The sequence below is a fragment of the Pseudalkalibacillus sp. JSM 102089 genome, assembly GCF_041366475.1.
GTDB lineage: Bacteria > Bacillota > Bacilli > Bacillales > Guptibacillaceae > Guptibacillus > Guptibacillus hwajinpoensis_B.
In genome coordinates, this window is record NZ_JBEWYW010000003.1 from 214,824 (window position 1) to 235,988 (window position 21,165).

A 21,165-nucleotide genomic window follows, 5' to 3' on the forward strand; every position below is an offset into this window, starting at 1 on the left:
TAATATGAAACCCATCCTCTTTTAGTTATTAAAAGAGGATGGGTTTTTAATGCTGAATAAGTAGTGAAGTTTACTCCACTAAATTGACCTTGTAAGGTTATGAAACCCAATCTGAAATGATTATAAAAGATACTTCTAAAATTGAAACAGAATGCCATGACCAGAAATAGGCAGATAGCATTCATTAAATATATCGACTTCCGTTTCTTTGTCTTACCGGTTATTTCTCTAATAATTCTCGATTGATATACAAGGAAACAAACAATAATAATAACACCATAATAAAGGCTAGAGCGAAGTGATCATATGGGTAAATAATGAAACTATGAACAATGAGTATCATCCCTAAAGGGAATAAGAATCCCCATCCCACTACTGTCCCTAATCTGCCTTTATCACGAATCGCTTTTTCATTAAATCCAGCTAATAACCACGTTTGTTTCATTACACCTACCAAATAAAAAACAATCAGAATTAAAATTCCAATCACTAACAAATTTAGATTCATCCCAAACTGCCTCCCTTCTTTTTCTATTAAACTCACACAATGTTCAATCCTTCTCGTTGACTTTAAATTTAAACCGAGCTATAGTTAAAATAACAAGGGGAGTAGCGACCGGTAACGGCTGATGAATCATCAATACGGTATTACGATACCTGGTTCATCGGGCTAAGCTTTTTAGTACGCAAGACCTTGGTACAATTTTGTTGTGCCAGGGTTTTTTCGTATGCGCTGGCGGAGAGGAGTTACACATGATCATTCTTATCTTTCTTCTTGCAGCTACCGTAGTTGTCGGTGCCGCTATTTACTTGAATCAGTTCGGTGATGTTATTAGTAAGAAATCTTCTTTAAGCGGAGCTGTTGTGGGGACATTCTTAATTGCGGGAGCCACGTCACTTCCAGAATTAACAACGAGTTTAACAGCTGTGTATATCGATAATCCTGATATTGCAGTCGGTAACATGCTTGGAAGTAACGTTTTTAACCTTTTAATTTTGGCTGTAGTGGACTTAATTTATAGACGACGAAGATTATTTCAGAAGGTAAACACGAAGGCAAATGTCCCATCTGCCCTCGTCGGTCTCCTTTTCCTCGTCATTTTAATCGTCTCTCTGGTAATTCCAGGAACGATTTCCATATTTGGTGTTGGGGTTGAAATGGTTATTATTGTTTTATTGTATGTCTTATCAATGAAATACATTTCAAGCGACGATGGGGAGCAGGAAGATGTACCTACAAAAGATTACTCTCTTCGCACTGCCGTCATTGGCTTTATCGTCGCAGCACTCATTGTTTTCGTATCAGGAAGTATTTTATCCATTGCGGGAGACAGACTAGCTGAGGCAACGGGTATGAATGCAAGTTTTGTCGGTAGCTTTCTAATTGCCGCTTCAACCTCTTTACCAGAGCTTGTCACGGTGCTTGCTGCTTTCAAACTAGCAAACTACAATATGGCGATTGGTTCGATTCTTGGAAGCAATCTCTTTAACATTCAGCTATTAGCCCTGACTGATATTCTCTATCGGAAAGGACCGATTCTAGCTGCAGTCGATATGTCTCACATCTTCATTGCGGGTCTTGGTTTGTTAATGACGATCGTGATTATGTACTTACTTCTACGTCCACAAACGCTCCGAAGTCAGTGGCGCTATGCTGCTCCTTCACTCGTGATGGCGTTATTATATGTCGTTGTTTCCTATGTTTTGTTCTAACAAAAAGCGTGCTGACTCGTTGTCAGCACGCTTTTTTCTTATCTCAAAAACGTTAATCTCGAAAGCCACCATCTGAATGAATGATTTGCCCTGTGATCCACCTTGATTCATAACTCGCTAGAAAGCTAACAAGTCTCGCCGCATCGTCAGGCGTGCCGATACGTCCCGTCGGAAACTTCGGCTTTAGAAAAGTTTGGAGTTCATCATCCATCCACCCTGAATCAGTTGGTCCAGGATCAATAGCATTCACTGTGATGTTGTAAGGAGCAAGCTCAGTTGAGAGTGATGTCGTGAACGCTGAGATCGCTCCTTTTGTCGTAATATAGGCAAGATTGCCAGGCTGTGGGCTTTTGTCCTGCCCAGAAACAAAGTTAATGATTCTGCCTTCCGCTTGTTGCTTCTTTAACTGCTTCGCAAAAGTAACAGACAGCATGCACGTTCCTCTTACGTTAACAGCACAGTGCTGATCAATGATTTCCGCTGATAGTTCATCATGATCGACTTCTACACAATGGGTCGCATTGTTTACTAGAATCGCTAGCTCTCCGGTCATTTTCTTCACTTGTGCTATAAGGTCCTCTGATGCATTAGGCTCACTTAAATCCAGTTCCATTTCTTCAGCTATAACGCCCATTTCCTGCAGCTCTTTTTTGAATATAACTGGGAACGTGTCGGTCGCATCCTTATAACCTGTGCTAACGTCATACTTCGATAAGTGAGTAAAGAAAATATCATGGCCCTTCCTAGCAAGCTCACGACATATGCTAGCACCAATCCCGTTCGGACGGCTAACGCCTGTAACAATGGCAATGCGATTCCTTTGGTTGTTCATTTTATTTTCCTCCTTATGAGGAACACCTGACCAATGTGAAAGGAGATGATTCGAAACAGGACAGCAGCCTAAGGCCCCTGTCCTGATCATTTATCAATCATGAACGCGGTGTCCCCCTGTATAGGTTCCATTGACACACCTATCTCTACTTAAATAGGATTATCAATAAATCTAAACCATTACAGGAATTGTCCACACATGTTCATGATCCCCTTTCCATACATCTCCGCATTCACTATATCAAATAGTTGTCTGTCATTTCAAGAAAATTCTGTAAAAAAAACCTCTATTAAACATAAACTGTCCATTACATATCTCGAATTCAAGAATTTAGAGTTTGAAATAATTGGTATAGTGGAATTACAAAATTATGACTACTATTATAGGGAGATAAAACATGCAGAGCCAAAATCAACTCATTCAAAAACTCATTGCCAAAGACAGAAGTTCCTTGAATGAATTGTATGATACATATATTCACCACGTCTCTCGCATCCTGTCCAACAGTGACACTCCTCAATCTGATCACGAAGAAATAATCACGAAGCTTTTTACTCAGATTTGGACCTCACCGCAAATCCTTTATAAAGAAAAACACCTCTCCATTGCCATAACAAAACTTTGCCTCAAGCTTACCAATACTCATTGCTCTAGAATCTCCTAATTCCATAACAACTACCAAACAAAAACGGAGCCATAAACAAAAGGCTTCCTTTTATGTTCTACTATTTGTGAGTCGCTTAAAAACTTTGTTGAGGCAACTTAAGTAAATCTATTCGTTGATTATGTGAAAGCTTGGTATAATAAATACAGAGAAGGAGTTATCGTATTTTGTTATAGATAGAGTGAGCACAACGATTTTACCGTCCAAATAAACGAAATGAATATAAAGGATCGAGAGGAGCACTTATTCATGCAAAGAAACAAAGATCTTTATCAATTTTTATTAAATAAAGCAGAACAATTAACAGAAGACTGGTATGCATCACTTGATAAAAGTGGAACAGGTGTTTATTCTTCTACTGATCCAGAAGTCATTAAAGGACTTAAAGCTCAGAACCTTGAATTCCACCAACATTTGTGCAAAATTTTCATCATGAAGAAAGACGATTTCTTTGAGGAATTCGAAGACTGGGTGCGAGAAATTGGCCGTGACCCTGAACATTTAAACACTCCGACTCACCTGATTATGAGGGAATTTCTGCGCGTACGCGAGCAGTATATGGACTTCATTGATATGTATACAAAGGAAACAGAAGATCTTGTCTCACAGAAAAGTATTGATATCTGGAAGTATGCTGTGATTGAAGCCATTGATGTGCTTATGACACGCGTCGTTGAAGAAAAATCAAATCATTTGAACGCCCGTATTGAAGAACAACAGCAAACGATTAATGAACTAAGCTCGCCATTGATTGACCTCCCTAACGGTAAAGCTCTCCTGCCGCTAGTCGGTGACATTGACTCCGATCGAGCGTCGGCGATTTTTGAGAACACGCTTGAAGGGTGTACAAGTAAACGTGTGGATCATCTTTTCATTGATTTATCTGGCGTTTATCTCGTCGACACACGGGTCGCTCAACAAATATTCCAACTGATTACAGGGCTTAAATTAATTGGTGTTACTGCTACACTATCTGGCATTCGGCCAGAAATTGCTCAAACAGCCGTTCAACTAGGTATTGATTTCGGTGAAATTCGCATCACTTCAAACCTGGCACAGGCCATTTCAGCTGAAACTACACCTTCTTAAAATAATTAAACTATACTAACAAGGAGAAAGCCGTCTTACGGTCTTCTCCTTGTTAGTATGGTTTCTCATTCTAATGTTCTTCGATTTACTACTCCACTTAAATAGGTCTCCACAATTATCCGGTAAGACTCTTCCAAAGAAATAGGTAGCTGAAAGCCGCCTTTGTGATACAAATCGACCATTCCATGTAAAAAGCTACGAAGCCCTCGGACGATATGGATTCTTTCCACTTCTGACAGGTGATATGGCTCAAACACCTTCATCGTTAAGGTGACAATCGCTTCTCCAGCTTCTTGGACATCAGACTGAAGAGGATTCGCCGCCTTTAAAGTAGCTTCATACAAACCTGGGTGCTGAAGTGCAAAGGAAAGGTACGCCTCTGCTAAGGCTAGAATGCTTTCTCTCCCTTCCGTCTGGTGTTCTGTCTTCTCTGACAACCAATTGAAGAACTGGTTCAACGCTGCAACGGCCATACCATTTTTGATATCATCTAAGCCATCGAAATGATTATAAAGAGAAGGAGATTTTATCGATAGATTACGAGCAATGGTTGCCATCGTTACCTTTGAATAATTTTCTTGCTCTGCAATAGCGAGTGCTTCTTGAATCACAATACCCTTTGAGATTTTCACTTATCCCTCCACCCGCTTTTTTGCTTGAAGGATAGCTCTTTTCAGCGCTTCTGGTTCGTATAGAAAATCTCCATGGCCCACACCAATAACGGATGGGTTGAACGAAACTAGCTTTTCCGCTGTGGCAATCGCACGCTTCTTGTCCCACGTAGCCAGAGCAGGAAATGGAAAACGCCAGCGTACATCACCAGCTACCGCTATACCACCTTTTGTTTGGAGGGCATCTGCGGCTATTAATATATGATTTCGTTTATCTATAAAAGTCATCATGCCAGGCGTGTGTCCCGGAGCCTCAATCGCAATCAGTGAGCCAACCATATCTCCTTCTTTAAGAAGAACATCTGGTTGTGTCTTATTGTTTCTAGGTACGCCGCCCTTTACTGGAAGGTCTCCTTCGCCAGGCTCGAGTGATGAATCACCATTTAACAATTTTAACTCTCTTTGAGGAAGAAGAATTTCCGCATGAGGAAGACTTGCTTTTAACCCATCAAGTGCCCCCATATGATCCGTATGTGCATGTGTAATAATGATGCGGTTGATCGGCTTCCCAATTTGAGCGGCCGCTTTTAGAATAGCGTTTTTACTAAAAGAAAGGGCTGCATCAATTAACGTTAAGCTCTCCTCTTCTTCAACGAAATAACAATTAACAGGGAACCAATTGGCCATGAAAGAAAGCTGATAGACGGTTTGTTCCTTTATCATTCTCATTTCTTACACTCCCCTTAAACTAATGATATTAGTTTAAGTATAACTAATACCATTAGTTATACAAGCTATATTTTCCGAACATATATATTAAGGGTAGGTGGACAAAAATACAAAAGGTGTCTTCTATTTTAGGAAGGACTTCTTTTCTCCTACAGCTCTTACTTTTATTTGAATCTCTCGCAAACGTTCATTCTCTTTATGTGAGATAAACGAGTCAACAATTTGTCGAATGAAAAAAGGTCCATCAGGCTCATAACCCTGTTCCGATACGAAGCTTAATAGGGTATGATAATAAGCATTATCTTTCTCTCTCCCTTCTCTCATATAAACACTTGCATACTCCCCCTCTTCAAGTGTGATAATCTTTTGTCGCTCTATTTCACTATCATCTTCAATTAAAATAAACAATCCATCGTACTCCATCGTTTCTCGTGTTTTCATATGCTCCACTGATAAAATAAACCCTACTTTCCCAACCATGATCGGAGTAACATGATCAATCTCCTTTTTTAAACCGCGTAGCACACTTTCAATGTCATCTAGCGTATGGAACTGACCCTGAATGGCTAATAGATAGCGGTGAGGAAGTGTACGAATTTGCGGTTCACCAATGAAGTGAATATCTCTCGATTGCTTCAAATCCAAAATCTTCGTTTTCAAATGCTTCTTCATCTTTACTAATTCATTGATTTTCTCATCATTAATTCGTTCATATTCAGATAGTATTTCAATAAATTCATCTACGGTGCTATGCTCTACTTTTTTCTTTATTTCTTTTAATGGAATGCCCATCTTCTTCAAATACCAAATCATGTCCAATTTTTTAAATTGCTCTAAACAATAATAGCGATAACCTGTCTGCTCATCGACTTCAAATGGCTTGAAAAGCCCAATTTCATCGTAATATCTAAGTGTTTTCACAGGAATATCATGGAGTTTTGACATCTGGCCAATTGTAAACTTATGATCCATGCTCCATTCCCTCCTAATCGTCAACGAGTCGTGATGAATTGAAATAAACCAGAATTAGTTTTCATTCTCTTCATTATGTTCATTTCACAAGCAATCTTCAACTTAAAAAAGGCTTAGCATAATCGCTAAGCCCTTTTTCTTATCTTACACAGTAAAGAAAATATGATCGTTATTACAAAACTAATTTACCTTATTGCTGATTTGTATAGCTTTCTTTCAAAGCCATCTTCAGCTGCATACTATTTGTAAGAACCCCCAGGAATCCCATCACTGCAAAAATCACAGAAAGAAAGATTGAGACTAAGTCGATCCATCCAAACAAGGAAAAGAGTCCAGAACAGAATATCAAGAAAGAACTAATCATTCCCACGATATAATAAAAACCGTTTTTCTTCATTTATACCTCCAACAGAAAGACTAACGTAAGCATCAGTCTTGTTAATCCTTAAACGTTACATCCTGATCTGAAGGGAGCATAAGAGCAGCCCCTAAGTAAACGACCACAAAGATTCCAGATGTTAAGAGCGTTAGTGCGATGTAAGCAATTCTTAATATATTTGCATCTACATTCATAACCTCACTTAATCCGCCTAAAACACCCGCTAATTTTTTATTCGTCGTTGATTTGTAGATTTTCTTCATACGTCACTCTCCATTCATTTTGTTTCTTACTATTCTTTACGTATTCAAAGCGAATTAGTTTCAATTACAACAAAATCATGCGTTAAATGATGAATCAGAAAGAGCGTTCATTGGTATAACCTGAGCTATGCTTCATACTTTAAACTAAAAGACTACGCCCAGAGGAGGCACCCCACTTGGTCCAGACACCACTTACTCCATGGCAGGAACATCATTTCTGGATTGAAATTCTTGCTGATCATGCGATCTTTGTACGTGATTACTTATCCCCGTCGGAACATAATTTTGTGAATGAAGCGAATCAGTTTGCTATGGCCTTCGATGAGCTTCGCGCGCAACTCACACCTCTTAAACGTGATGAACCCGCAAGCTCTGACGCTATGATTTCCTTTTCACGTAAAGCTTATCAGCTGGCAAGGGCCTATTTCAATTTCGAAGGCACGATACAACGGCTTAGAATTCGGAACGAAATCAACATTAACCTAAGTCCATCTTACTTTAATGGAACGCTAGATGAGAATGAAGAATATTTGCGTCAGCTTACTTTCTACATCGAAGGAAAGGTGCCGCCCCCTCTTTCTCTTCTCGACTTAATGGACTTATGGTTAACTGATCAAGTTGGCCACGCCTCGCTATTAATTGATATTCTCGATCCGATTGAAGTCGAATTCATCACGAAAGCCCAAACTATTCAAAACCAATTTCGTGTGTATATCTCAAAAAACAGAGCCATGCGCGGTTTTCTTCGATTTACACCATCTGGCTTTCGAGCTCAGCAACGATTTGCAGATGAAGTCGCACATTCGATTCAAGATTTAAACGCTCTTGTTGAAGAAGTGATGTCTCTTTTTAAAATCGATGAAGTTCTAAACAATACAACATTACGATTTCTTGAACATCATTTTCCTGAAAGCTGTTATTTCCTAGCCCATCTTAGCCACTATGCTCCATCGATTCCAGCGCCTTCTTGTTCATTAACAAAACCTTCCTATTTGCCACCAAAAGAATGAATACACATCACTTATGAACCTTCATTTTCTATTTTAAAAAGAAGGATCACGGTTGTCCCTTTATTAGGGGAGCTTTCATAAATGATCTCCCCGTTCATGGCCTTCATAATGCTATGTGAGACCATCATCCCTAACCCTGTCCCTTTTTCTTTTGTAGTGAAAAAAGGCTCGCCCATTCTTACTACCTGCTCTTCCGACATACCGATGCCTGTGTCTGAAATACTAACTTTTAATTCAAAACCTTTATGTAAAGCATCAACAGTTAGTTCTCCTCCATCTGGCATCGCTTCAATGGCATTTTTTAAGATGTTTAGCAGACACTGCTGAAATTTACGCTTTTCTGATTGAATATAAGTAGGGGATATATCAATTTTTGAGTTGATATTCACATCCGACATTGTAGCAAGAGCCTGAATGACGCTAAGGCTTTGTTCAAGTTCACTTTTCACATTTATTTTCTCAACCTTTTCTGGAAAAGGTTTGGCGAAGGTTAAATAATCATTAATAATTTCTGTTGCTCGATCAAGCTCATGAATAGCAAGCTCCATATACCCCTTCGTTTTCTTATCTTCTAAATCACTGTTAATCATTTGAAGAAAACCGCGACTAACGGTTAAGGGGTTGCGCACTTCGTGTGAGATGCTTGCGGCAAGATGGCTCACTACCTCTAGCTTCTGGCTCTCCATCACTGAGTGGAGCAGCTTAAACTGGTTAATAAATACTTCATAAATAAGCGTTGCTAGTACGACACCAGTTAAGCTAATAAAATTGAATAAAACCCATGTTTCAATGCTTATTTGCGATTCAAAAAAAACAAGCGACACTCCAGTTGATATACTCCCAAGACAGGCATCTAATCCAGCAGCAACCGCTAACTTCCATTTAAGATCTAGTTTGAGAAAGTGTTTTGATACTAGTGAAGTGAATATCGCAACGAGTGAAAACGAAAAAAGTGTAGGATAAAACCCGCTTCCTCCAAGCATAAAACGATAGCTTAACAGAACGAATAAATAGATAAGCGACACCCATTTCCCGCCATACAAAGCACCAAGAATAAAAGGGATTCTTCTAAAATCTAAAATGAAATTTTCATTAATCACTATTGGATACATCATACAGAGAATAACGGATAGGAGGGGGAATATCGCGAGTAACCAACCTGATGATCGTTTTAAAAAGGAAGTCTGCTTCAATAGATAAAGAATTTGAATAATACTTAACGGTGCAAAAACGAGTAGTAAATTGAGTAGGAAACTCTTTGCAGTAAGTATCATCGTCATTGCCACCACTTTTCTAATAATTAGTAAGGTTGTCATAGTAAATATTCTTTATCTTTCAGTCTAATTCCTCTTTAATAGATGAGTAATCTTATTCATTTCTATTGATAATCGAGCGTTTTCTTTGTTTTAGATGACTCACATTTCTTCCACTTTCGGAACACAGGAAAACAAATCAAGCTTTTTATCCCATTTACGAATCGTTTTCTCATAGGACATCCCAATCCGCTTTGCCACTTTAATAGAAGATTTGTTCTCAGGATCAATTAATGAAATTAGCTTCGAAAGACCTATTTGCTCAAAACCATATTTCTTACAAGCCAACGCGGCTTCCGTTGCATAACCATTTCCCCAATATCTTCTAGCAAATAGATAACCGATCTCTACTTCAACACAACCGTCCATTTTTTGAAGTACAAGCCCACATTGCCCAAGAAATCGACCGCTTCTTTTCTCTTCTACGATCCACATGCCAAAGCCATAAACTTTGTAATGATGCAGCGTCCATTCCACCCATTTCATCGTGTCTTCTCTAGTTTTGCATGCAGGATAGTACCTCATTGCTTCCTTATCAGAAAAAATCTCTAAAAGGTAATCAACATCCTTCTCTCTCATTTTTCTTAAGATCAGTCGATTCGTGGAAAGAACTTGTGCTGTCATATAACTCACCTCTTTGGCACTAAAAAAGTTACAATCAAAACCTGATTGTAACTCTTTTTATCATTATCTTATACTGAGATGTAAAAAACATTCATTCCCATAATAGGAGGACGCTCATTCTCTTCCTCATCCTGATCGTTTGTTAAAGAGCTTCCTCGTGCCGATTTTGTTGATCATGATCCCCAAACTCCATCGCCTCCAATATGGCCTCTTCTGAAAAGCCGGTTAATATGGAGATTTGTCTTATGTCACATGTCCTTTTCTGGTGCTGCCTAATGAATTGAATGGCTACCATTGCTTGATACATAATCTTTGTATACTTGCTTAATAGCTGTTGACTCATCGAGCTTCGGCCACTTCCTCTCTTGGATGAGAGAAGAGAGGAGCATCTCTCCCTTATACTTTAACCTATCACTCTTAGGCCTTTGTTCCAATAAGAAAAACTGAATTTTTACAATTTTTGATTAGAAACTTTCGTAGCCGACACAATAATTGGTTTTCTTTGGATTTGCTTCCTTTTTATAGGTTCGTTTAGAAAGAAAAAGAGCATTCCTACAAAAAAACCTCCACCTACGATATTCCCAATCGTTACAGGGATGAGATTATGAATAAATCCACCCATATTGATAACCTCAGAATGTGGAGAAGTCAATGAAATGAGAAACACAGCTAGATTCGCAATACTGTGCTCATAGCCTGAAATGAAAAATGTGAAAACAAGAAGCATCATAAGAACAACTTTGGCCATATCTTCCTTCACACGCATAGGAATCCATACAGCAAGACAAACAAGCCAGTTTGCAAAAATCGCCCTAAAGAAGAGATAGGAAGTCGGTAATGTCATTTTCTTTTCTGCTAACGTTAATAACAGATGGTCCTCACCAATCGATTGAAATACTCCACTAAAGTATAGAAGCGTCGTAAAAAGCAGAATACCAAGAAAGTTTCCTCCATAGCACGTCATCCAAACGAGAATGGTTTCTCTCCACGTCGTCACCTTTTTCATCGTTCCAATTGTCATATACATCGTATTCGATGTAAACAATTCACCTCCGCCATAAACAATGAGAATGAAGGCTATTCCAAAAAATAAAGCGGTCATCATATATGTCACGGGCGAATGTACTTCATAGAAATATTGACCTACTGTAAAGCTTAGTACCAAAGCAAAACCGATGTACACTCCTGCTAGCATAGCACGAACGACATAATGAGCCATTCTGTCTGATTGTAAATCGCGCTTAGAAACCGCACTGCTACAGATCATATCAATCGTTTCTTTTTCCATATCTCTCAGCTCCAATCTAATGCTCATCATTTCACAATGTAGTTAAAGTGTAAGACTGGTTTGATTCCTCAACAAGTTCCTGGTTCTACTTGTTTCTAATTCGTCATAATGAAAACGGCTTCTCTATGAAATCTGAGTATCGTGTGACACTTCTTACTGTTTATTGAGAATTCTTAGTTTTTCATCTATACTAGCCATATTGACTGACCAGTCAGTCTAATCGTTTAAAACAATAAAGGAGGAACATTCTATGCAATCCGTTGAATCTGTCTATCAATCCAACTTTAAAAAAGGGGCATATGCTTTCTACGAAAACTTGCGCCAAAATGAGCCGATTACGTCCATTGGAAACTCCAATGGAAACAATACGTGGATCGTCACAGCTTATGATGATGTTCTTGAGCTGCTGAAACGTCCTTCCTTTATTAAAGACCAATCAAAACTCTTCTCAAAAAGCGCTCGTATGGAAGACGAGCCAATGGAAACGAAGATTTTTCATCATATGATGCTAGATGTTGATCCACCCGATCACACGCGGTTACGTAAACTTGTTCAGCCTGGTTTTAACCCTAAAGCGATTAAACAACTAGCCCCCCGTATAGAAGCCATTGCTGATCAATTAATTGAAGAAATGAAGCAAAAGAATGATATCGTGGACCTAATTGATGATTTTGCTTTTCCTCTACCAATTATCGTCATCTCTGAATTGCTTGGTGTACCAACAGAAGATCGAGATAAGTTCAGAAAATGGTCCAACTCCATCGTCTCCGCTTCCGACAATATGGAAGGCGAATTCATGAAAGATGTACAGGAGTTTACCGAATATCTCACAACTCTCTTTAACAAAAGAAAAGCTGATCCACAAGATGACTTGATTTCAAATCTTATTAAACATGAAGAAGATGGAGAAAAGTTAAGTTCGGATGAGCTCTATTCAATGGTTTTTCTACTCATTATTGCCGGACACGAAACGACTGTTAACTTAATTGGCAACGGGATGCTTGCTCTCTTCGAACATCCAGATCAGCTTGAGCTGTTGCAAAGTGACTTTTCGTTAACAGAAAGTGCGATCGAGGAAGCTCTTCGTTTTTATAGTCCCGTCGACTTCTCGACCGCTCGCTGGGCAGAAGAAGATTTTGAGTTCAAAGGCGTTCCATTAACAAAAGGAGATATGATACTCGCCTCCATCTCATCTGCTAACCGCGATGAGAAGAAATTCGACAATCCGAATAAGTTTGATATTACTCGTAAACCAAATCCTCACATCGCATTTGGCTATGGCATCCACTTCTGCCTTGGTGCTCCACTAGCAAGGTTAGAAGGAAAGATTGCTTATCAAAAATTACTTTCTGCTTTCCCTTCGATTCAATTAGCAGGAGCTCCTGAGGATGCTAAATGGCGCAATATGTTCTTATTACGTGGACTAGAAGAACTTAAAGTTCAGCTCTAGTTGTTGTAACCTCTAGCTTAAATCAAAAGCCCCTCCTATTTTGTAGGAAGGGCTTTTGGTTTCATTATATCGGCACGTGCCTTTTTAATAATAAAAAGTATCCATAGCATATGAGATAAGCAAGCAAGTATGAAACATATGTCCAGTAGATCGTCCACCCATTAGAATAGTGAACGAGATTAATCCATACGCCAATCCCCTCAATAATCGTGGTGATCAGAGAAAAAAGTAGGATAATGACGAGAGGATGAAAGGAAGTTCGTTTGATAGTTAGAAACAAAAAACCTGCTAGTATCGGATAAACACCAAAATACATCGGCATCGCTGCAATGGTTTCCATTTCATATTCAGGGTCTATGCGCCAGAAATCAAAATGGATTCCAAGCACATCAAAAATAATCGCTACAAAGGCTGCAAAAGGGGCAATCAGAAGAAAAAGCGTAAAATCTTTTCTCACAAGATAGATTCCGGCGATCCACGGAATTACAAACGCAGCAACAATGTTAAATAGCATTTTCGCTCACTCCTCATATAAGGAATGCACGAAACTGCTTAGATTTATACATGTTCTTATGAGTTTGATCTACCCGATTCAAATCATCGATCGTTTTGAGCAAAAAATCGAGAAATCAGCATAACGTCTTCGTTTACAGATATCATAGAAAATGATTATACTCAATCTATACAACAGGTTGGAAGTAGGAGGCTATTAACGAATGATTGCAGTAAGAATAGAAACAGAAGAAGCATTAAAGGAAGCCTTTAAGATACGTAAAGAAGTTTTTATCGATGAACAAGGCACACCTGAAGACGAAGAGTATGACGAATTTGATTCGCTCGATACAGCCGAACATATTCTCGTTCTAGATGAAGACAAAGCAGTGGGCACGGCTAGATGGCGCATAGTTGACGGCGTGGGGAAATTTGAACGTATTTGTATTCTACAGTCGCACCGCAAGCTTGGTATTGGCCATTTAATCGTACATAAACTTGAAGAGCTCGCAATAAAGAAAAGCATTACGAATGTAAAGCTACATGGCCAGGTGCAGGCAGAGGGCTTCTACCGTAAGCTTGGTTATGAAACACAGTCAGATGTTTTTATGGAAGATGGTATCCCTCACATTCTCATGAGGAAAATACTACCTGAAACTTTCACAGTTCTTTAATCGTAAGTTAGCTTAGAATTAAATTTGGGAACATATCTAATATAGTGAATCTATTCTTACGAAAAGGATGAAGTATACATGATGCGAAGCGGAAATCCCGTTTTAAAAAACAAGACATTTAATAGAACACGTGATCAAGGAGAGGCGATGACAATTGGAGGAACGGTAGCAAAGACGTTCTTCTTATTCCTCTTTTTACTCGGATCATCCATCTATACCTGGTACCGCTATGCTCAAGGAGAAGATGTGTATACGATGATGGTCATTGGTGCGATCGGTGGACTGATCTTTGCACTAATTACAGCATTCTTTCATCGTGCTGCACCGATCACAGGCCCAATCTACTCTACGCTTGAAGGCTTTGCCATTGGTGGTTTATCCGCGATTCTAGAAGCCCGATATCCCGGAATCGTTATTCAAGCCGCCGCTTTAACTTTCTCAGTAATGGGCGTACTGCTTTTCCTTTATGCTGCTCGCATTATAAAGGTTACAAAGAACTTCCGATTAATGATCGTATCCGCAACGCTTGCGATTTTTGTTGTATATATTATTGACCTTGGGCTGAATCTCTTCTTGAACGCCAACGTTCCTTACTTACACTCGAATGGCGTCGTAGGGATAGGCATTAGTCTATTCATTGTGGCCATCGCTGCGCTCAACCTTGTACTTGATTTTGATTTTATCGAAAAGGGAGCAAACCGCGGTGCACCAAAGCATCTTGAATGGTATGGCGCATTCGGACTAATGGTTACGCTCGTATGGTTATATATTGAGATTCTTCATTTGCTACAGAAGTTAAGACGATAACGACCAAAAAGCCACGTCCTCAGGACGTGGCTTTTATATTGCTGAAAGTTTATTGAATTTGCAGTGTTTGACGCTTTTTGTTTCTTTTAAGCCATAGACTATAAAATATAATAATCAAGAATCCAAACATTACAGCAATCAGGTAAATAACCACTAAATTACTTGAAATTCCTTCAACGAAAGAAGAAAGAAATTGTCCTAAGAACGTAAAAGAAGAGAAATAAGCAAGGTTCTTCCCTCGATTACTTACATTACTTTTTTCAACAACCATATGGTTCGCCAAAGGAATGGTAAATCCGAAACCAAAACCTATCACGATTCCTGCAAGGATAGCCAATGCAAACAAACTTTGTCCTACAGATAAAATAATAAAACCAATGGTAAACAATGAAAACCCGGTCAGAAGCGTCTGATAATCAGAGAACCGCTTTACCATTTTAGGCATAACACTCGCTGAAATGACAGCTACTAAAGAAATCATTGCTAAAAAATAACCTGTACTGGCAGATCCCAACCCGAAGTTTTCTGCTAAATAGAATGGTAAGGTGATGAAAGCGATAAAAAACATCGTCATTGCTAATAATGCCGCAAGTAAGACGGACAAAATGGAGGTAGCATTGGTTGTATTCGTCTTCTGCTCTTCTTCCAAATTGCTCGATTTTCGAAAAGGTACGAAAATGATGAGAAACAATAGGGCAACCCATGCGATTAAATAAATCATAAAAGGCCACTGCCATCCTAATCCACCAAGTACTCCTCCAATACTTAGAAAAATTATACCGCCTGCTTCAATGGACATTCCCTGAAGAGCAATCATCTTCAACCGCTCTTCACCCACAAAAAATTCGGCCAATAGGCCTGTCGAGGATGACATGACGATCGCCGTCGCTCCACCTAGCAAGATACGATCAGCAAAAATAGGAATTGTTCCTGAAAGCCAAATAGCTGAAACTCCAATCGCTCCATACAGTATTAAGCCACTAAATAAAGCGACATAAGATCCGACCCGATCAATCAATCGGCCAGCAATTGGCGCGAATAATACAACGCCAAGTGCAGGCAAGGTTGTCAGCCATGTCGCCATATCCTCTACTCCATAATGCTCTGATATTTGAATAAGTGCCGGTGTAATAGCACTTCCTACCATGATTGTTAAGCTTGCAGCAAGCATTAATGAAAAGACACCCACTCTGGATAATTTGTTCATCTTTCATCCTCCTTTATTACAAAGAAGAGCATAACACAGTTTAATTAGTTAGGAAACTAATTAAACTTTGATCGATATTCTTCTTATCACTATGCTAAAATACAATTAGTTTAGGAGGTAAACGCTTATGCATAAATCTCATAAGGATGACATCGGGTATCAAGTCCAGCAAATATCTCATTTAGTAAAGCAGCTTCAAAACGAACGATTACTAAAAGAAGATCTTAGCATCTCACATATGAATGTTATGTTTGTTCTCTATGAAGAAGATCGAGTAAACCAGTCACACATTCAAAATAACCTTGGAATAAAAGCCTCCTCTCTATCTAAGCTAATCGATATTTTAATACAAAAAGGGTTAGTAACTAGAGAATCACTGGATGGAGACGCTCGTTCTAAAATTATCTGTCTTACAGAACTAGGGAAAGAAAAACAACAACAGCTATATCGTGTAAGAGATGAATTAGAAAATCAGCTCACTGAACATTTAAATGAAACGGAAACGAAGCAACTTGCCAGGATGCTCTCGCAAGTGAAGAGTAACTTACTGAAGCACAGTTGACCCTTCATTATTAAAAAAAGAACTCCTATCAACAGGAGTTCTTCATTGTTTTAATTCAATACACAATAATAAACCTCCCTATAAGGGGAGATTTCCGCGAAAATCAAATTTATTCCGCGCTTTTCTCATTAATTCCGCGAATTACACCGGTTTTTCCGCGATATTTAAATTAATTCCGCGAAACCACTGTAATCGCTCGGATCAGCCGTACTTCTTCTGATGTTCCTTCTTCTTCTCTAAATAAGCTTCATCTGTACGCACGATTTTCCACTTTTCTTCAAAAATCCTTGCTGATTCTGCTTTCTCGTCGTCTATATCTCGCTCGTTCACGTCACCGTCGCTGTCGTATTTCTTACCGCCTTTGTAATTCGCATAGCGACGAGCTCTTGTATAACCCATTTGAATGAACTTGCGAGCCATATCCATTCCTACGAAATCATCGTTTTCCTGATAGTCTCGAAACATTTGATAGATTTTTTCTGAAGACTCCTTCGCGATATCTGGCGTTTTAAAGCGCCAATGTGGAAGGATCTCACTTTTATAAGGCTCTACCATTAGAACCCCCTGCTCACCGCGACCAACACGATATTTTTCTGGCTGCTCTCGAAAGTTGATATTATCGAAATCGAGATCGTAGTTGAATGCCATCCCTACCACTCCTTTTGGAGAGGATTCCCAATATGAGACAGAGAGTAAACTAGCCACGGCCTATTAAAGCTCTCCTTTCAGATTCCTACTCTCTTTAAAAGACGCGTGCCCCTTGCACTCTTTAGAAAAAATACACACATAGCACATTCTAACGTTCCTCCTCATGCATTTTTGGGTAAAGAATAGTCGACAATGATGACAGACGTTAGGAGGATCCTATGATATTTTTCGGTTACGCTCTCTATTTGCTTCTCGCCATTCTTAAATTTGTGCTATTTAGCTTCTATACAAATACGGCTTTTCCATTTACCTTTTTTCTTATGAATTTAGCCGGGATGCTGCTTTTATCAAGCTGGACACTTCTGATTCAATGGAAGAAACGACGGTGGATTTGGCTTACGCTTTTATTTTTACATAGTCTTCTTCTAATCTCAGATCTCTGGTATTACCGCTATTTTGAAGATATGCTTTCAGTCTCTCTCTTTTCACAAATGCTTCAAATGAGCGATGTTGGCGGTGGGTTTATGGCGCTAATTCGCTTCCAAGACTTTTTCCTTTTCGCTGATGTTGTGATTTTTCTTTTGATACTCTTTTTCACGAGAACGAAAACGTTTGAAGTAACGAAGAAAAAACGAAGAACGATGGCAAGTACTACATTTCTAATCGGAGTCGTTCTGTTTGCGACACCGTTAATTTTTAGCGCTGTTCAAGATGATCAGTCGCCAAACCAATCTGTTTCAGATATGCGGGACTACTACCAGCTTGGTTTCTGGGGCTACCACGGTGTTGACCTTTGGAGAGGTGTGATGGGAGTCCTTGACTCTGAAGAGAACTTATCCGTGAATCAACAAAAAAAGCTGGAAGAAAATAATACTGAAAACGCGGATGGTTCTCCTATAAAACCGAATATCATTATGATTCAACTAGAATCCTTTCAAGGTTCTCTTATTGGACAGAAAATCAACGGAAAGGAACTGACCCCCAACTTAAACGAACTAAAAGAAGAAACGCTGTACTTCTCTTCGTTTTATCACCAAACACACGAGGGAAGGACATCTGATGCAGAATTTATAACAAATACGTCCCTCTACCCCTTGAAATCGGGATCCGTTTATACACGTTTTCCGGAAAATGAATTTGGATCCTTACCGGAGTTACTAAAAGAAAATGGCTATGACACAGCAGCCATGCATGCGTATGACAAAGGATTTTGGAATCGCGATAAGGTGTATGAGAACATTGGATTCAATCATTTCTTTAGCAACAAAGATTACCCTGATCAGAAAAAAATCGGTATGGCTTTAAATGATAAAAACTTTCTCACGACCTCTATTGAACATATGGAAACGTTAAAAGAACCATACTTTGCGTTCATGGTGGCATTAACGAGCCACACGCCATATGAAATTCCGGAAGAAGAAAGAGAGCTGGATTTATCGGGATATGATGATCCAATGTTAAAACGGTACTATCAAACTGTTTATTATGTTGATCAGGCCGTTGGGTTAATGGTTGAGGAGTTAAAGCAGAAAGGGATGTGGGAGAACTCCCTTGTGATTTTCTATGGTGACCATGATAGCGGACTGACGAACGAAGGCAGCGAGATGAGAAAGGAAGCCAATGTTGAAAGCGTCGTAGACGCTTTTGAACTCGATCGTCAAGTACCCCTTTTTATTAAGAAACCAAATGAAGATAGTGGCCAGGTGATCAAAGAAAACGGTGGGCAAATCGATATCGCTCCAACTATCGCTGACATGTTAAATATGGAAATGCCGTATATGATGGGGAATTCTCTTCTTGATGATCAACCAAACCTCACTGCATTTCGAGATGGGTCTTTCCGCTATCGTGATTATTATTACGAAGCTGATTTAACAGAAGATGCCGGAAATGGAACGTGTTATGACGTTTCTACGGCAGAGAAAATATCGCTTGATAAATGTGATGATCAAATCGAAAAGGTAACAGAGCAACTCCGCCTTTCTGATGCGATTATAGAAAAGAATGGTCTTGAAAAAGATAATGAGTAGAAACGAAAGAATGGACGATTCAGACATTTAAAGATCTGGATCGTTTTTTTGTGGAACGTTGTTATAGTACCTTTGACACAGCTTTTCAATGAGAGAGGAAACACTTGTAAGAACTTCATAGAAACTCGTCGAATGAACAGCGATTGCCGTTCGATTGACCTATACTCTAACTAAGAAAATTAGTGAAAACGCTCCTTGTTTAATAAACTGAATATTCTTATAGTTGAAGGGGTATAAGACTCATTTCAAATAGGAGGGTTTTATGAAGAAATGGTTGGTGTCACTATTGGTGATGATCTTCTTGCTCGCTCCCCCTTTCGCTCAGGACGCACAAGCCGGTATTATAGGGAAAGGTGATGCAACTGGTACCCCCGGTGAATGGTACATTGGTGATGAACCCACGACCGTCAAACCTGGCTCTCTTCCACTCGTATTTGTACACGGCTTAAACAGCTCTTCAAACACCTGGATTGATCAAAACGATATGGATGAACTTACATACAGCAAGAACTACCAAACGGCTTTCATTGATTTATACCCTACGAAAAACATGTGGGACAATGGGCAGCTGCTTGCTAGCAAACTAGCTGAGATCAACGCGTACTTTGGGAAGAAAGTGATTCTTGTTACCCACAGTAAAGGCGGGATTGATGCACAAGCTGCCATCGTCCATGCAAATGCACAACAATATGTTGATAAAGTTATTACCCTCTCCACACCACACAAAGGTTCACAGCTAGCTGATCTTGCCCACAGCAGCTGGGCGGGATGGTTAGCTGCAATTATCGGAAATCGAAATGACGCCACCTATTCACTACAGACCGGCTATATGAGCTATTTCCGATCCGTTACCGACTCAAAACCGAACATTTCTTCCACACCTTACTACACCTTTGGCGGCACTAGTTGGGGAAGTTTCGGTGGCGCGCTCTACTGGGGCGGTTTGTATTTACGACAATATGGCTCAAATGATGGCGCCGTTACTGTGAACAGTTCGAGACTTCCCTATGGAAATGAGATTCGCATCGGGAATTGGGATCACTCGTCCATTCGAACTGGGAGCGCTACGCTTAACTTATTTGAACCTTACTTAACACAGTCGATCCCTGCCTTTGCCCCGCTCACTTCTATCAATGAAACGGCCGCTTCTGATCAAGCTAATGTCCTCATTCGAGGCGGTGAATTTATGGGAACGCATGTAGAAAAGTTTGATGTAGAAGAAGATACGAAAAGCATTGCGCTTGATTGGATGAGTCAAAATGAGGATTCGTTAATCACCCTTCAAGGACCCGATCAGAAAACGTATGCGGTGACAGAAACATCTCAAGATGAGGCGATGTTTGAAGGAGCGTTTCATCACCAACTGAAGGTAGATCTCCCTAAATCTGGCACTTGGAAACTAAAAGTAAAGCAATCAAAGAAAGAAAGTTACGTGATGCAAGTTGCCTATGAAAGTGAACTAAATCAAGAGCTCCAACTAAAGAGCTCTGCAAAAGAAGTGAAGCTTAATATCGACGAAAACAATGTAGTGAAAGATTCAATCGAAGGAGATATTTTAATTCAATATAGTAAAAATGGAAAAACGAAACAAAAGAAAGTGTCACAGGAAAAGTTGAGTGCTCAAAAGTCCTTTCCTATTAAAAATGCTGGTGAAGGCGTTTATCACATCATGCTTGATGTGAACGGTGATACAAGAAAAGGAGCATCCTTTGAGCGAACCATTCTTCATACGGTTTACATTGATGCCGATGGAAAGGTATATCAGCCTTAATCAAAAAGCCCCCTTCGAACGTTCGAAGGGGGCTTTC

The 21,165-nt window shown here is 39.5% G+C and carries 23 protein-coding genes; 9 read left to right on the forward strand and 14 right to left on the reverse strand.

Features of this window, described 5'->3' with window-relative positions:
* Positions 1 to 220 precede the first annotated feature (220 nt).
* Complete coding sequence (locus ABVF21_RS09390; protein WP_371018099.1) at positions 221 to 508, reverse strand: hypothetical protein; 288 nt, start codon at positions 506 to 508, stop codon at positions 221 to 223.
* Between the two features lie 245 nt (positions 509 to 753).
* Between ABVF21_RS09390 and ABVF21_RS09395 the strand changes: the two genes are divergently transcribed.
* Positions 754 to 1,713, forward strand: coding sequence for a sodium:calcium antiporter (locus ABVF21_RS09395; protein ID WP_303530117.1), 960 nt, complete (start codon positions 754 to 756; stop codon positions 1,711 to 1,713).
* Between the two features lie 52 nt (positions 1,714 to 1,765).
* On the opposite strand, the gene ABVF21_RS09400 is transcribed toward ABVF21_RS09395, so the two are convergent.
* The gene (locus ABVF21_RS09400; RefSeq protein WP_303530119.1) at positions 1,766 to 2,545 is read right to left on the reverse strand and encodes an SDR family oxidoreductase; all 780 of its coding nucleotides are present in this window, start codon (positions 2,543 to 2,545) and stop codon (positions 1,766 to 1,768) included.
* A 913-nt stretch (positions 2,546 to 3,458) separates the two neighbouring features.
* Here ABVF21_RS09400 and ABVF21_RS09405 point away from each other — a divergent pair.
* Positions 3,459 to 4,298, forward strand: coding sequence for an STAS domain-containing protein (locus ABVF21_RS09405; RefSeq protein ID WP_303530121.1), 840 nt, complete (start codon positions 3,459 to 3,461; stop codon positions 4,296 to 4,298).
* A 65-nt stretch (positions 4,299 to 4,363) separates the two neighbouring features.
* Here the strand turns inward: ABVF21_RS09405 and ABVF21_RS09410 are convergent, their stop codons facing one another.
* The 5 genes from ABVF21_RS09410 to ABVF21_RS09430 all read right to left on the reverse strand — a co-directional run bounded on the left by ABVF21_RS09410 (position 4,364) and on the right by ABVF21_RS09430 (position 7,252).
* Positions 4,364 to 4,930, reverse strand: coding sequence for a TetR-like C-terminal domain-containing protein (locus ABVF21_RS09410; RefSeq protein WP_371018100.1), 567 nt, complete (start codon positions 4,928 to 4,930; stop codon positions 4,364 to 4,366).
* Positions 4,931 to 5,638 carry an MBL fold metallo-hydrolase gene (locus ABVF21_RS09415; protein ID WP_371018101.1) on the reverse strand — a complete coding sequence of 236 codons (708 nt, stop codon included), beginning with the start codon at positions 5,636 to 5,638 and terminating at the stop codon, positions 4,931 to 4,933.
* A 123-nt stretch (positions 5,639 to 5,761) separates the two neighbouring features.
* The gene (locus ABVF21_RS09420) at positions 5,762 to 6,610 is read right to left on the reverse strand and encodes a MerR family transcriptional regulator (protein ID WP_371018102.1); all 849 of its coding nucleotides are present in this window, start codon (positions 6,608 to 6,610) and stop codon (positions 5,762 to 5,764) included.
* 190 nt (positions 6,611 to 6,800) lie between these two features.
* Positions 6,801 to 7,007, reverse strand: a complete 207-nt coding sequence (locus ABVF21_RS09425; protein WP_371018103.1) for a hypothetical protein — start codon at positions 7,005 to 7,007, stop codon at positions 6,801 to 6,803.
* Between the two features lie 41 nt (positions 7,008 to 7,048).
* Entirely contained in the window at positions 7,049 to 7,252 is a 204-nt protein-coding gene (locus ABVF21_RS09430) for a PspC domain-containing protein (RefSeq protein WP_303530126.1), read from the reverse strand.
* Between the two features lie 176 nt (positions 7,253 to 7,428).
* Here ABVF21_RS09430 and ABVF21_RS09435 point away from each other — a divergent pair, with 176 nt between their 5' ends.
* Entirely contained in the window at positions 7,429 to 8,262 is an 834-nt protein-coding gene (locus tag ABVF21_RS09435; protein ID WP_371018104.1) for a DUF2935 domain-containing protein, read from the forward strand.
* A gap of 11 nt (positions 8,263 to 8,273) precedes the next feature.
* Here ABVF21_RS09435 and ABVF21_RS09440 read toward each other — a convergent pair whose 3' ends face one another.
* The 4 genes from ABVF21_RS09440 to ABVF21_RS09455 form a co-directional block, all read right to left on the reverse strand.
* A complete protein-coding gene (locus tag ABVF21_RS09440; protein ID WP_303530130.1) occupies positions 8,274 to 9,536 on the reverse strand; it encodes an ATP-binding protein in 1,263 nt (420 codons plus the stop codon).
* Between the two features lie 141 nt (positions 9,537 to 9,677).
* On the reverse strand, positions 9,678 to 10,199 hold the full coding sequence (locus ABVF21_RS09445; RefSeq protein ID WP_303530131.1) for a GNAT family N-acetyltransferase: 522 nt from the start codon (positions 10,197 to 10,199) through the stop codon (positions 9,678 to 9,680).
* Between the two features lie 142 nt (positions 10,200 to 10,341).
* Positions 10,342 to 10,542: a hypothetical protein gene (locus ABVF21_RS09450; RefSeq protein ID WP_303530132.1), complete on the reverse strand. Its 201-nt coding sequence runs from the start codon at positions 10,540 to 10,542 to the stop codon at positions 10,342 to 10,344.
* A 108-nt stretch (positions 10,543 to 10,650) separates the two neighbouring features.
* Positions 10,651 to 11,487: a formate/nitrite transporter family protein gene (locus tag ABVF21_RS09455; RefSeq protein ID WP_371018105.1), complete on the reverse strand. Its 837-nt coding sequence runs from the start codon at positions 11,485 to 11,487 to the stop codon at positions 10,651 to 10,653.
* 250 nt (positions 11,488 to 11,737) lie between these two features.
* Between ABVF21_RS09455 and ABVF21_RS09460 the strand changes: the two genes are divergently transcribed.
* On the forward strand, positions 11,738 to 12,937 hold the full coding sequence (locus tag ABVF21_RS09460; protein WP_303530135.1) for a cytochrome P450 family protein: 1,200 nt from the start codon (positions 11,738 to 11,740) through the stop codon (positions 12,935 to 12,937).
* Positions 12,938 to 13,001: 64 nt separating this feature from the next.
* On the opposite strand, the gene ABVF21_RS09465 is transcribed toward ABVF21_RS09460, so the two are convergent.
* Positions 13,002 to 13,451 (reverse strand): CBO0543 family protein, encoded by a 450-nt coding sequence (locus ABVF21_RS09465; protein WP_371018106.1) that lies wholly within the window; start codon positions 13,449 to 13,451, stop codon positions 13,002 to 13,004.
* 205 nt (positions 13,452 to 13,656) lie between these two features.
* Between ABVF21_RS09465 and ABVF21_RS09470 the strand changes: the two genes are divergently transcribed.
* Both ABVF21_RS09470 and ABVF21_RS09475 read left to right on the forward strand, forming a co-directional pair.
* Positions 13,657 to 14,103 carry a GNAT family N-acetyltransferase gene (locus ABVF21_RS09470; protein ID WP_303530482.1) on the forward strand — a complete coding sequence of 149 codons (447 nt, stop codon included), beginning with the start codon at positions 13,657 to 13,659 and terminating at the stop codon, positions 14,101 to 14,103.
* Positions 14,104 to 14,184: 81 nt separating this feature from the next.
* A complete protein-coding gene (locus ABVF21_RS09475; RefSeq protein ID WP_371018193.1) occupies positions 14,185 to 14,910 on the forward strand; it encodes a Bax inhibitor-1/YccA family protein in 726 nt (241 codons plus the stop codon).
* Between the two features lie 49 nt (positions 14,911 to 14,959).
* Here the strand turns inward: ABVF21_RS09475 and ABVF21_RS09480 are convergent, their stop codons facing one another.
* Positions 14,960 to 16,117, reverse strand: coding sequence for an MFS transporter (locus tag ABVF21_RS09480; RefSeq protein ID WP_371018107.1), 1,158 nt, complete (start codon positions 16,115 to 16,117; stop codon positions 14,960 to 14,962).
* A 127-nt stretch (positions 16,118 to 16,244) separates the two neighbouring features.
* Between ABVF21_RS09480 and ABVF21_RS09485 the strand changes: the two genes are divergently transcribed.
* Positions 16,245 to 16,679, forward strand: coding sequence for a MarR family winged helix-turn-helix transcriptional regulator (locus tag ABVF21_RS09485; protein WP_371018108.1), 435 nt, complete (start codon positions 16,245 to 16,247; stop codon positions 16,677 to 16,679).
* A gap of 201 nt (positions 16,680 to 16,880) precedes the next feature.
* Here the strand turns inward: ABVF21_RS09485 and ABVF21_RS09490 are convergent, their stop codons facing one another.
* Positions 16,881 to 17,327, reverse strand: a complete 447-nt coding sequence (locus ABVF21_RS09490) for a DUF4385 domain-containing protein (RefSeq protein ID WP_303530139.1) — start codon at positions 17,325 to 17,327, stop codon at positions 16,881 to 16,883.
* Positions 17,328 to 17,545: 218 nt separating this feature from the next.
* On the opposite strand from ABVF21_RS09490, the gene ABVF21_RS09495 reads away from it, so the two are divergent.
* Positions 17,546 to 19,357 (forward strand): LTA synthase family protein, encoded by a 1,812-nt coding sequence (locus ABVF21_RS09495; protein ID WP_371018109.1) that lies wholly within the window; start codon positions 17,546 to 17,548, stop codon positions 19,355 to 19,357.
* 262 nt (positions 19,358 to 19,619) lie between these two features.
* Positions 19,620 to 21,128 carry an esterase/lipase family protein gene (locus tag ABVF21_RS09500; protein ID WP_303530141.1) on the forward strand — a complete coding sequence of 503 codons (1,509 nt, stop codon included), beginning with the start codon at positions 19,620 to 19,622 and terminating at the stop codon, positions 21,126 to 21,128.
* Positions 21,129 to 21,165 lie beyond the last annotated feature (37 nt).